Genomic DNA, 11,717 nt, shown 5'->3' on the forward strand with positions numbered 1-11,717 from the left:
CGCACCCTTCAACGAGGCCAGCATCTTCGCGCTCCGCGAAGGGGCACGGGCCCGCGTCATCGTGCAGCAATCCGAACCGGACGGCAGGATCGCCGCCGCGGCGTACGCCGTGGGGGATGCGCCGGTCGAGGTGGTGGTCGATCCCAATCGGCGCCGCGCGGGGCGGGGACGACGCATTCTCGACGAGCTCCTGGCCGACGGCGAGGAGCAATTCTGGGCGCACGGTGACCTGCCCGGCGCGCAGGCTCTCGCGGCATCGACCGGACTGGAGGTCAAGCGCACCCTGTTGGTGTTGCGGCTGACGTTCCACGGCCCTCCCGCCGACGAGCAGGTGCCGAACGGCGTCACCCTTCGCACATACACACCGGACGACGCCGCGGCCGTCATCGCTGTCAACGCGCGCGCCTTTGCCGACCACCCCGAGCAGGGTGCGATGGACCGGACCGACTTCGATCGACGGACCTCGTCATCGTGGTTCGACCCGGCCGGGTTGTTCATCGCCGAATTCGAAGGACAGGTCGCCGGATTTCACTGGACCAAGGTCGAGCACGGCATCGGCGAGGTCTATGTCGTCGGCATCGACCCTGATGCCCAGGGCGGTGGACTGGGGACCGCGCTCACCGCGCGAGGCCTGCGTCACCTGTTCGAGCGCGACCTCTCCACCGTCGACCTGTACGTCGAGGGGGACAACGCCCCGGCCCTCGCGGTCTACCGCCGTCTCGGCTTCCACGACCACAAGAAGGACGTCCTCTACTCCCTGTGAACCGGACGCATCGACGGGTCAGGAGAGGTTGCGCTGCAGGGCTGCTGCGGCTCGTCGCATCGCGCGAGGGGCCGCGGTTCCGGTGGCGACCATGTTCGCGAACGAGTGGATCAGGCCTTCCTCGCACCTGTACTCGACCGAGACCCCGGCCGCGCGGATCTTGTCGGCGTACGCCTTGCCTTCGTCCAGAAGTGGATCGAAGCCAGCCGTCACGATGTAGGCCGGCGCGATGCCCGCGACGTCCTGGTGCAGCGGTGACAAGCGCGCCTCGGTCCGGTCCTCGTCGCCGACCAGGTAGCTGTCCTCGGCAAGATCCATGAAGACCTTGGTGAGATAGAACCCCTCGGCGAAGGTCTTGCGGCTCTCGCTGTTGCCGAGGAAGTCCGTCGCGGGGTAGATCAACAGCTGGAACGCTGGCGCGATCTCGTCACCGATCGCATGCTGCGCGACGATCGTCGCGAGGTTGCCGCCGGCGCTGTCGCCACCCACCGCGATGCGGTCCGGATCGATGCCGATGCCCTTGGCGTGCTGGGCGATCCACGTCCACGCAGCCCACGAGTCCTCGAAGGCGGCGGGGAATGGCGCCTCGGGAGCCAGCCGGTAGTCGACCGCGACGACCCGCACCTGGGCCTCCTCGGCGAGGAATCGGCACATCGCGTCGTGGCTCTCCAAGTTGCCGTAGATCCAGCCACCACCGTGGAAGAACACCAACGCCGGGCTGGCACCGGTGAGCCCGCGAGGCGTGTAGAAGCGCAGGGTCAGTGGGCCACCGGGACCGTCGATCGTGCGGTCGGTCACCGCGCCGATCGGCAGCGACCCGCCCACCATTCGTGCGCCGGCGACTACCGCGGCACGCCCCTTGCGGATTGGCATGGTCTCCACCGCCGGGCCATCCAGCTTGATGAGCCTGAGCAGCAGCTGCATCTCCGGGTCGAGCGTCTTGCCGTCCACGACGACCGGCGTTCCGGCCAGCCGCCTGATGATCGGGCGCGGCAGCGCGAGGACAGAGCGGGCGGCTGCCCCGCGGGCGGTACCGACGAACTGGCTCAGGATCGACATGCGGACAAGTTAGCGCATGGCTCGACGTTCACCTTGACCTGACAAGGTGTACCTGTGGACACTCACGAGATGGCCGTGGCCGACATCGAAGCACCCGCGTCACCGGACGAGTTCGACGTCGACCCTCCGTTCGATCCTGCGGAGAGCTCGCTGCCACACGATCGCTTCCTGGATCGTGAGCTGTCGTGGATCGCATTCAACGCCCGCGTGCTCGAGCTGGCGCAGGACGACTCGCTCCCCCTGCTCGAACGTGTCCGGTTCGCCGCGATCTTCGCGAGCAACCTCGACGAGTTCTTCATGGTCCGCATCGCCGGCCTCAAGCGCCGCATTGCTGCCGGGGTCGCCGTGCCGTCGGCGAGCGGGTTGAATCCCCGCGACGTGCTGTCGCGCGGCCTGGAGGCGAGCCAGGACCTCATGGTCCGGCATGCCGAGACCTACCATCAGGCGCTCGTGTCGGATCTCGCCGAGCAGGGCATCGAGCTGCTGCACTGGAGCTCGCTGCGGAAGTCCGAGCAGCAACAGATCAGCTCCGTGTACCGCGATCGCGTCTTCCCGATCCTCACGCCGCTTGCGGTCGACCCGGCCCACCCGTTCCCGTACATCTCGGGACTTTCGCTCAACCTGGCGCTGGTCATGCGGAACCCGGAGACCGGCAAGGACCACTTCGCCCGGGTCAAGGTCCCACCGATCATCAACCGGTGGATGGAGGCCGACCCGGGCCGCTTCGTGCCGCTCGAGGAGGTCATCGCCGCGCACCTGGATCTACTGTTCCCCGGCATGGAGGTCATCGCGCACCACGCCTTCCGAGTGACCCGCAACGAGGATCTCGAGGTCGAGGAGGATGACGCCGAGAATCTGCTCAAGGCGCTGGAGAAGGAGCTCCTGCGGCGCAAGTTCGGGCCGCCTGTGCGCCTCGAGGTCGAGGAGTCGATCGATCAGGGAGTGCTCGACCTGCTGGTGTCCGAGCTCGGCATTCGCCGCGAGGAAGTCGTGCGCCTGCGAGGCCCGTTGGACCTGCGCAGCCTCAACGAGATCGCGGACCTGGACCGACCCGAGCTGCGCTTCGAGCCGTTCGTTCCCGGCACCCACGAGCATCTGGCCGAGGTCGAGACCTCCAAGCCCGCCGACCTCTTCAGCGCACTGCGCAAGCGAGACGTACTGGTGCACCACCCGTACGACTCGTTCGCCACCAGCGTCCAACGATTCATCGAGCAGGCTGCCGCTGATCCGCATGTCCTCGCCATCAAGCAGACGTTGTACCGCACCTCTGGCGACTCGCCGATCATCGACTCGCTCGTCGATGCTGCCCGCGCCGGCAAGCAGGTCCTCGTCCTCGTCGAGATCAAGGCTCGCTTCGACGAACAGGCCAACATTCGCTGGGCCCGCAAGCTCGAGCGAGCCGGCTGCCACGTCGTGTACGGGCTCGTCGGACTCAAGACGCACTGCAAGCTGGCACTCGTCGTGCGGGACGAGCCCGACGGCCTGCGCCGTTATGCCCACATCGGCACCGGCAACTACAACCCGAAGACCGCTCGTCTCTACGAGGACTTCGGGCTGCTGACTGCGGACCCCGACATCACGCACGACCTCACCGATCTGTTCAACAACCTGTCGGGCTTTGCGCAGGATTTCTCGTACCGGGGACTTCTGGTCGCCCCGGCTGGACTGCGCGACGGGATGGTCGCGCGCATCGACGGCGAGATCGCCCACCACGAGGCGGGGCGCCCCTCAGGCATCCGGATCAAGATCAATTCGCTGGTCGACGAGGCCATCATCGACAAGCTCTACGAGGCGTCGCGCGCCGGCGTGCGAGTCGACCTCAGCGTCCGCGGCATCTGCACCCTGCGTCCCGGGGTTCCGGGACTGAGCGACAACATCCACGTCACCAGCATCCTGGGGCGCTTCCTCGAGCACAGCCGGGTCTACTGGTTCGCCGGCGGCGGCGAGCCTGAAGCGTGGATAGGCTCCGCCGACCTGATGCACCGCAACCTCGATCGACGGGTGGAGGTTCTGGTGCGCGTACCGAGTCCGGCGCACACCACGGAGCTCGGCGAGCTCCTCGCGCTGTCGGTGGACCCCGACACGATGTCTTGGCACCTCGGCTCGGACGGTAAATGGACGCGTCATGCTGGGTCGCGCAACCTGCAGTCGGTGCTGATCGATCGGGCCAAGGCCCGGCGGTCCCGCTAGGGGGCGCAGCCGGCGAAAAGGAGCGGCCCGTTGCCGCTCATGTACGCGACCGAGTCCGGGTCGTGATTGAACTGCAGTGTCGTGGTGGTGCCCTGCACGGCGGCGGAAGTCAGCGTGAGCGAGTCCTCGATGCGCCCTGCTCCCCCGATGAACGGACCGGCGGCGAGGCGACGGCGCGTCACGAGCTGCGCGGTCGCGACCGAGGGTGACCCAAATCCCTGGACGAATCGCATGACCTGCTTCGATCCGGGGCCGCCGTAGAGCGCTCGGCCGGCGTAGCGCGGCGGCGCGAGCGGGCCGGCCCGTTCCAACGCCGCGCGGGCCTGCGCCTCGACATCGGCACCGCGGTCGGTGAACGAGGTCGACTCGCAGGCGAACGGACCGGCCTGTAGCAGCGCGCTGTCGGCGCCGGTCATCTGCCGGGTCACGTCCTGCGCACTTCGGTTGGCCAGCAGGCTGGGCGCGTCCCGATCGATCGACTCGAGGACGGTCGAGACATATCCCGCTCGGTCGGGCGCGATGATCAGGCGTCGGCGCGGCTCGAGGATGACTGACTTCAAGGTGGCGACGAGGTCGGGCGTCGCAGACGGCACCCCACCCTCGCCCAGCGACCACACCCGGCCCTCCTGCACGTAGCCGAGCTTGATCAGCCGGGCTCGTACCTCGTCGAAGGAGACCGTGGTGCCCAGCTGCGCGACCATCACCGCGCCACCCATGGCCTGCCCGTAGGTCTCCCAGTCCAGATCGGCGGCGGACCACCCGTAGACGTCGTGCATCTCTTCGGCGTACTTCCCGATGACGGATCGGGTCGTCAGGTCGAGCAGTGCTGCGTCGTCGGCCAGCATTGCGCGCGCCGCCGTCGTTGCGGCCATGTCGATGCCGAGCTCGGACCGGATGTGCGCCCAGTCCGTGAATCCTGCGACCTGGGTCTTCATCGGCAGGGCGTCCAGAGCCACCGTGAGGGAGGATCGGGTGTCGGCGGCGATCCGTCCATTGGCCCACCAGCCGCCCATTCCGATGAGTCCGATCGCCAGAAATGCTGCCAGGGCCGACCCGACCACGCGACGCAGATGCATCCCGTCCACACCTCCGTCACCCGCTCGCCATGTTCTCAGGGGAGGATACGCGTATGGCACGTGAACGGATCATCAACGCCGCAGGCGGAGTCGTGTGGCGCAAGCGCGGAGGGTCCGGCCGAGCCGATTCCCGGATTGAGCTGCTGGTGATACATCGTCCCTCGTACGACGACTGGACCTTCCCCAAGGGCAAGGTCGATGCGGGCGAGGCACTGCAGACCACCGCGGTCCGCGAGATCGCCGAGGAGACCGGCATTCGCGTCCGGCTCGGCGTGCCTCTCCAACAGGTTCAGTACCCCGTGACCGCTGGCACCAAGGTCGTTGCCTACTGGAGTGCCCGCCCGGTCAGTCAGCACGACGCCGACGCCTTCGTGCCGAACAGGGAGGTCGACGAGATTCGCTGGATCGGCTTCCAGGAGGCGGCAGAGCTGCTTACCTATCAGCACGATCGCGAGGTGCTCGAGACCTTCCGCGAGCTGCAGAGGCGCCGGGGCCATCGGACCCGCACGTTGCTGGTGATCCGACACGGCAAGGCGGCGTCACGCACCGAGCACGAGGATGATTTCGCCCGTCCCCTGACATCGCTCGGCGAGGAGCGCGCGCAGGCGCTGGTGCCGCTGCTCGGCGCCTACGGAGTACGCCGGGTCGTGAGCAGCCCAGCCGTGCGGTGCACGCAGACCGTCGAGCCGTATGCCGACTCGATCAGCACGTTTCTGGAGATTGACGAGCGGCTCGCAGAGAACACCCGTGCCTCGAAGGTTGGTCGCGCGGTCGATGCCCTGCTCGACCGCAAGAAACCCGCCGTGCTGTGCTCGCATCGGCCGACCTTGCCGTGGGTCTTCGACGCCCTCGGCATGGACGTCGAGGACTTGGCAGCGGGCGAGGCGGTCGTCGTGCACCATCGCAAGGGGTCAGTTGTCGCGGTCGAGCCGTTGGCGTGATCCACGTCTCATTGCAGTGCCGATCGTGGCCCGAGCGCATCATCGTTACGTCGCCGTTCACCGCCCGTTCACCTGCGGGCGAACGCCGATACACCTGCGGCTCCTAGTGTCCTTTGAGTACACGATCCGAAAATCCCAGTAGCATGAAAATCCCAGAGAGGGACGCCCGTGAACCGCAACTCACTGCTCAAGACCGCTCCCGCGGCCGCGCTTGTACTCGCCTTCGGCCTCAGCGCCTGTGGTGCAGCGAACGAATCCGGCACCAGTTCCTCCACCGGAGGAGGCAGCAAGGTGTCCGGCACACTGAGCGCCGGCGGCTCCAGTGCCCAAGAGGCTGCCATCGCCGCCTGGAAGAAGAACTTCCAGACCGCAAACCCCGACGCCACGGTCAACTACGACCCGGTCGGTTCGGGCGGAGGCCGCGAGCAGTTCCTCGCAGGCGGCTTCGCGCTGGCCGGCTCGGACGCCTACCTGGACGACGAAGAGCTCGCCACAGCGAAGGAGACCTGCAAGGGCGACGTCGTCGAGGTCCCCGTGTACGTGAGCCCCATCGCCGTGGTCTACAACCTCGACGGTGTCAAGGAGCTCAACCTGTCGCCCAAGACGGTCGGGGCGATCTTCGAGGGCAAGATCAGCAGCTGGGATGACGCCGCTATCAAGGCCGACAACCCGGACGCGAAGCTTCCGAGCACGAAGATCACTCCCGTGCACCGCTCGGACGACTCGGGTACCACCAAGAACTTCACCGACTACCTCGACCAGGCTTCGAACGGTGGCTGGAGCGGCGGTGTCGTCGAGACGTGGCCGATCAAGGGCGGCGAGGCTGCCGAAGGCACCTCGGGCGTCGTCGCGGCCGTCAAGAGCGGTAACGGCACGGTCGGTTATGCCGATGAGAGCCAGGCCGGCGATCTCGGTCAGGCCAAGATCAAGGTCGGCGACACATTCACCGCCGCCACGCCCGAGGCCGCGGCCAAGATCCTCGACAGCTCCAAGGCCGTCGCGGGACGCGCTGCAACTGACATCGCGATCGACGTCGACCGCAAGTCGACTGCGGCGGGCGTCTACCCGATCGTTCTGGCTTCCTACCAGATCGCCTGCCAGACCTACGACGACAAGGCCACTGCTGACCTCGTGAAGGCCTGGCTGACCTACGTCGCCAGCGATGAGGGCCAGCAGGCCGCTGGCGACTCGGCCGGCTCGGCGCCCCTGACCTCGGAGTTCGCTTCGAAGGTCCAGGCCGCGATCGAGACCATCTCCGCAGCCTGATACCTGATCCCTTGAGCCTGCCGATCTTTTTTTCGGCAGGCTCAAGGGTCGGTCAGGACCCTTCTGTTCCTACCAGCCCGTGTTTCTGAAAGGCTGCACCTGTGATCAGCACGCTCGGCCCCCGCAAGGGCACTGTCGTCCGTAGGCCCGGCGACCGCGTCTTCTCCGGACTGTCGACTGGCGCGGGCGTTCTGATCCTGGCAGTGCTCGCCGGAGTCGCAGCCTTCCTCACGATCGAGGGCATCCCCGGCATCCTTGCCAGTCCTGACGAGGTCAAGAGTGGCCAAAGCTTCCTTCCCTATGTCTGGCCGCTGGTCTACGGCACCTTGATCGCCGCAACAGTGGCACTGATTCTCGCAGTGCCTGTCGCTGTCGGTGTCGCGCTGTTCATCTCTCACTACGCTCCCCGCAAGCTCGGACAGACCCTCGGATACCTGGTCGATCTGCTCGCCGCCGTGCCGAGTGTCGTCTACGGCCTGTGGGGCATCCAGTTCCTCGCCCCGAATCTGGTGCCGTTCTACCAATGGCTCGAGAAGAACCTCGGCTTCGTCCCATTCTTCGCCGGTCCCGCCTCCACGACCGGTCGCACCATCATGACCGCGTGCATCGTCCTCGCCGTCATGATCCTGCCGATCATGACGGCGATCTGCCGGGAGATCTTCCTCCAGACGCCTCGTCTGCACGAGGAGGCGGCACTGGCGCTCGGGGCGACCCGCTGGGAGATGGCCAGGCTGGCGGTTTTCCCTTATGCGCGCTCAGGCATCGTCTCGGCCGCGATGCTCGGTCTGGGCCGCGCCCTTGGCGAGACCCTCGCAGTCGCGATGGTGCTGTCCGTCAGCGCCGGGACCGTCACGGCCAACCTGATCAGCAGCACCAATCCGAGCACGATCGCCGCCAACATCGCGCTCAGCTTCTCCGAGGCCAGCGGCAAGAGTGTCAACGCGCTCATCGCGAGCGGCCTGGTGCTGTTCGTGATCACCTTCCTCGTCAACTTCGCCGCGCGCGCAGTGGTGGATCGCCGCAAAGAATTCTCCGGAGCCAACTGATGACGACCACCCTCCCGCCGACCAGAGACTTCTCCCACGATCTTCGTGGAGCGCAGCTTCCGACGCGTGCGCCGCAGGCCATCGTTGCGCTCTCACTCGTCGTGGGAGGCGGAGCGTACGCGCTCGGCGTCGGCCCACTCCGCAGCGTCCTGCTCGCGTGGTTCGTCAGCCTGAGCCTGCCGATCTGGTCTGCGTTCGTCGAGGGCAGCCGAAAAGCCACCGACCGACTGGTGACCGTTCTGGTCACTTCGTCCTTCGTGCTCGCGATGTTTCCTCTGGTCAGCATCCTCGCCACGGTCATCAGCAAGGGCGCAGCCGTCCTGTCGGCCGAGTTCTTCACGTACTCGATGCGCAACGTCGTCGGGGAGGGCGGCGGGATCTACCAGGCGCTCGTCGGCACGCTCCTGATCACGGGGGCTGCGACCGTGATCTCGGTGCCGATCGGATTGTTCGCGGCGATCTACCTGGTGGAGTACGCCGACGAGAATCGCCTCTCGCGCTGGCTGCGCTTCCTGGTCGACGTGATGACCGGCATCCCGTCGATCGTGGCGGGCCTGTTCGCCTACGCGCTGTTCGTGCTGTTCTTCGGCGAGGGAGTGCGGCTGGGAATCGGTGGCTCGGTCGCCCTGTCGGTCCTGATGATCCCGGTGGTCGTCAGGTCGTCCGAGGAGATGCTCAAGCTGGTCCCCAATGAGTTGCGCGAGGCCGCTTATGCCCTCGGCGTGCCGAAGTGGCGCACCGTGGCAAAGGTCGTGCTGCCGACTGCCCTGGCTGGCATCGTCACCGGCATCACCCTCGCAATCGCCCGGGTGATCGGTGAGACCGCACCCCTGCTGATCATCGCCGGTGCGGCCGACTCGGTGAACTTCAACCTCTTCGACGGCCGCATGGCGACCCTCCCGGTGTTCGCCTACGCGTCGGTGCGCAATCCCGGGGTCCCGCCCGAGTTCAGCATCGACCGCGCTTGGGGAGCGGCGTTGGTGCTGCTGCTCATCGTGATGCTGCTCAACCTCATCGCCCGCCTCGTCTCCTACTACTTCTCGCCCAAGGGCGAGCGCTAAGGTCCAGGGAGGACCCCACCATGGCCAAGAGCATCGATGTATCCGACCTCAACATCTACTACGGCGACTTCCTCGCCGTGGAGGATGTGACGATCCCGATCGGCGCCAAATCCGTGACCGCCTTCATCGGGCCTTCCGGTTGTGGAAAGTCGACCTTCCTCCGGTCGCTCAACCGCATGCACGAGGTGATCCGTGGCGCACGCGTCGAAGGCAAGGTGCTGATCGACGGAGACGACCTCTACGGCCCCGACATCGACCCGGTCAACGTCCGACGCATGATCGGCATGGTCTTCCAGCGCCCCAACCCGTTTCCGACGATGTCGATCTATGACAACGTGCTCGCCGGCCAGAAGCTCAACAGCAAGCGCATGAAGAAGGCGGACTCCGATGCCGTCGTCGAGCGGTCACTGCGAAGCGCCGGCCTCTGGACCGAGGTCAAGGACAGGCTCGATCGGCCTGGCTCGAGCCTGTCCGGTGGGCAGCAGCAGCGCCTGTGCATTGCTCGCGCCATCTCGGTCGAGCCCGAGATCCTGCTGATGGACGAGCCGTGCTCGGCACTTGACCCGATCTCGACCAGCGTCATCGAGGACCTGATCCACGAGCTCAAGTCGGAGTACACGATCGCGATCGTCACGCACAACATGCAGCAGGCCGCTCGCGTGTCGGACGAGACGGCATTCTTCAACCTTTCGGGAGTCGGAAAGCCCGGCCGGCTGGTCGAGCACGGCCGTACCGAGAAGATCTTCTCCAACCCGTCCGAACCCGCCACCGAGGCGTACATCCAGGGTCGATTCGGGTAGGGGGAGCCCAGACGCAGCATCCGGTTCGAGCGGCGCCTCGCTCAGGTCGAGATTCAGCTGCCCGGGATGACCACACGCAGCGCGAAGTACGCTCCGGCGCCCACCGCGGCAGCGGCCGGAATGGTGATGACCCAGGCCGTGATGATGCTGCGAGCGACACCCCAGCGGACGGCGCTGAACCGTTTGGTGGCTCCGGCGCCCATGACGGCTGACGTCATGGTGTGAGTCGTCGAGACCGGGGCGTGGAGCCCGATCGCCATGCCGTACAGCACGATCGCTGCGGTCGATTCGGCCGCGAAGCCGCGCGGCGGGTCCAGAGCGATGATGCGGCGGCCCATCGTGCGCATGATCCGCATGCCACCGGACATCGTGCCGAGCGAGATCGCGCTGGCGGCCGCGATGATGACCCACAGTGGGATGTCATCACCTGTGTGCTCACCACCGGCGATCAGAGCCAGCACGATGACCCCCATCGTCTTCTGCGCATCCTGCAATCCGTGGCCCAGCGACAGCGCAGCGGCCGAGACGGTCTGCGACAGCCGGAAACCACGGTTGACGGTGTGCGGGTTGGCCCGGCGGAAGATCCACATGATCGCCAGCATCACGAGGAATGCACCGCCAAAACCCATTGCCGGGCTGACGATCATCGGGATCGCCACCTTGTCGATGACCTTGTCCCAGTCGACCGAGACTCCTGAGGCAACGCCCACGCCGATCAGACCACCGATCAGTGCGTGCGAGGACGACGACGGGATGCCGAAGTACCAGGTGATGAGGTTCCACACGATCGCCCCCACCAGGGCGCTCAGCACCACGGTCAGCGCGTGATTGGCCGTCAAGCCGTCGAAACCGGTGAGGATGTCCTTGATGGTCTTGGCGACGCCGACACCCAGGAGGGCCCCGACGAAGTTGAGGATCGCAGCCATCGTCAGGGCGATTCGAGGCGTCAGGGCCCGTGTCGACACCGACGTCGCGATTGCGTTCGCGGCGTCGTGGAAACCGTTGGTGTAGTCGAAGAACAGGGCGATGGCGACAGTGACGATCACCAAGGCCAGGGTGAGGTCCACGCTCAGGACTCCTTGACGGCGATCTGCTCCACCGTGTTGGCAACCGACTCGAGCGCGTCGATGGCGTGCTCGAGGGAGTCGGCGACGTCCTTGAGCTTGAGCACCTCCAGCGACTTGTAGCTGCCGCTGAACAGGTCGGCGACGATCCGCCGGTAGGAGCGGTCGCCCTGGTTCTCGAGCCGGTTGATCTCGATCCAGTACTCGTCGAGGTCCTTCATGGTCCGCAGCCGTGGCATGGCTTCTGCCGTGAGCTGGGTGGCGCGCTGCAGCACCTCGACCTGGGGTGCGAAGTCTGCCGGAAGCTCGCCGAGCTCGTACAGGCCGATCAGGTCGACCGTCTCCTCCATGAAGTCCATGACGTCGTCGAGGCTGCTGGCCAGCCGATAGATGTCCTCACGGTCGAACGGAGTGATGAAGGTGCTGTTGACCCGCTTGATGATCCGATGGG

Annotated in this window: 11 protein-coding genes; 7 read left to right on the forward strand and 4 right to left on the reverse strand. The window is 66.5% G+C overall.

The features are described from left to right. Positions 1-763: mycothiol synthase (gene mshD, locus WB461_RS06220; RefSeq protein ID WP_423851857.1), on the forward strand; the 763-nt coding region annotated here is incomplete at its 5' end. 18 nt (positions 764-781) lie between these two features. On the opposite strand, the gene WB461_RS06225 is transcribed toward mshD, so the two are convergent. Further along, a complete protein-coding gene (locus tag WB461_RS06225; RefSeq protein ID WP_423851858.1) occupies positions 782-1,822 on the reverse strand; it encodes an alpha/beta hydrolase fold domain-containing protein in 1,041 nt (346 codons plus the stop codon). Positions 1,823-1,891: 69 nt separating this feature from the next. Between WB461_RS06225 and WB461_RS06230 the strand changes: the two genes are divergently transcribed. Further along, positions 1,892-4,012, forward strand: coding sequence for an RNA degradosome polyphosphate kinase (locus tag WB461_RS06230; RefSeq protein WP_423851867.1), 2,121 nt, complete (start codon positions 1,892-1,894; stop codon positions 4,010-4,012). Here the strand turns inward: WB461_RS06230 and WB461_RS06235 are convergent. Further along, on the reverse strand, positions 4,009-5,088 hold the full coding sequence (locus tag WB461_RS06235) for a hypothetical protein (RefSeq protein ID WP_423851859.1): 1,080 nt from the start codon (positions 5,086-5,088) through the stop codon (positions 4,009-4,011). The genes WB461_RS06230 and WB461_RS06235 overlap by 4 nt on opposite strands. 53 nt (positions 5,089-5,141) lie before the next feature. Between WB461_RS06235 and WB461_RS06240 the strand changes: the two genes are divergently transcribed. The 5 genes from WB461_RS06240 to pstB all read left to right on the forward strand — a co-directional run bounded on the left by WB461_RS06240 (position 5,142) and on the right by pstB (position 10,202). After that, on the forward strand, positions 5,142-6,029 hold the full coding sequence (locus WB461_RS06240) for an NUDIX hydrolase (RefSeq protein ID WP_423851860.1): 888 nt from the start codon (positions 5,142-5,144) through the stop codon (positions 6,027-6,029). Positions 6,030-6,197: 168 nt separating this feature from the next. Further along, positions 6,198-7,295 carry a phosphate ABC transporter substrate-binding protein PstS gene (pstS, locus tag WB461_RS06245; RefSeq protein WP_423851861.1) on the forward strand — a complete coding sequence of 366 codons (1,098 nt, stop codon included), beginning with the start codon at positions 6,198-6,200 and terminating at the stop codon, positions 7,293-7,295. 101 nt (positions 7,296-7,396) lie between these two features. After that, complete coding sequence (gene pstC, locus WB461_RS06250; RefSeq protein WP_423851862.1) at positions 7,397-8,341, forward strand: phosphate ABC transporter permease subunit PstC; 945 nt, start codon at positions 7,397-7,399, stop codon at positions 8,339-8,341. Further along, the gene (gene pstA, locus WB461_RS06255; protein ID WP_423851863.1) at positions 8,341-9,402 is read left to right on the forward strand and encodes a phosphate ABC transporter permease PstA; all 1,062 of its coding nucleotides are present in this window, start codon (positions 8,341-8,343) and stop codon (positions 9,400-9,402) included. Before pstC ends, pstA begins: the two co-directional genes overlap by 1 nt. A gap of 20 nt (positions 9,403-9,422) precedes the next feature. After that, positions 9,423-10,202 (forward strand): phosphate ABC transporter ATP-binding protein PstB, encoded by a 780-nt coding sequence (pstB, locus tag WB461_RS06260; RefSeq protein ID WP_423851864.1) that lies wholly within the window; start codon positions 9,423-9,425, stop codon positions 10,200-10,202. A 53-nt stretch (positions 10,203-10,255) separates the two neighbouring features. Here pstB and WB461_RS06265 read toward each other — a convergent pair whose 3' ends face one another. Together WB461_RS06265 and WB461_RS06270 are read right to left on the reverse strand one after the other, a co-directional pair. After that, positions 10,256-11,269 carry an anion permease gene (locus WB461_RS06265; protein ID WP_423851865.1) on the reverse strand — a complete coding sequence of 338 codons (1,014 nt, stop codon included), beginning with the start codon at positions 11,267-11,269 and terminating at the stop codon, positions 10,256-10,258. A gap of 2 nt (positions 11,270-11,271) precedes the next feature. Continuing rightward, positions 11,272-11,717, reverse strand: a 446-nt coding sequence (locus WB461_RS06270) for a DUF47 domain-containing protein (protein WP_423851866.1), incomplete at its 5' end; no start/stop codon positions are given.

The sequence above is a fragment of the Aeromicrobium sp. genome (assembly GCF_049587115.1).
GTDB lineage: Bacteria > Actinomycetota > Actinomycetes > Propionibacteriales > Nocardioidaceae > Aeromicrobium.

What these genes read in the sequence shown, in the direction of transcription:
- WB461_RS06240 (WP_423851860.1), top strand. Translation starts at nt 5,142, where the DNA reads ATGGCACGTGAACGGATCATCAACGCCGCAGGCGGAGTCGTGTGGCGC.
- pstA (WP_423851863.1), top strand. Translation starts at nt 8,341, where the DNA reads ATGACGACCACCCTCCCGCCGACCAGAGACTTCTCCCACGATCTTCGT.
- WB461_RS06225 (WP_423851858.1), bottom strand. Translation starts at nt 1,822, where the DNA reads ATGTCGATCCTGAGCCAGTTCGTCGGTACCGCCCGCGGGGCAGCCGCC.
- WB461_RS06230 (WP_423851867.1), top strand. Translation starts at nt 1,892, where the DNA reads ATGGCCGTGGCCGACATCGAAGCACCCGCGTCACCGGACGAGTTCGAC.
- WB461_RS06235 (WP_423851859.1), bottom strand. Translation starts at nt 5,088, where the DNA reads ATGCATCTGCGTCGCGTGGTCGGGTCGGCCCTGGCAGCATTTCTGGCG.
- pstB (WP_423851864.1), top strand. Translation starts at nt 9,423, where the DNA reads ATGGCCAAGAGCATCGATGTATCCGACCTCAACATCTACTACGGCGAC.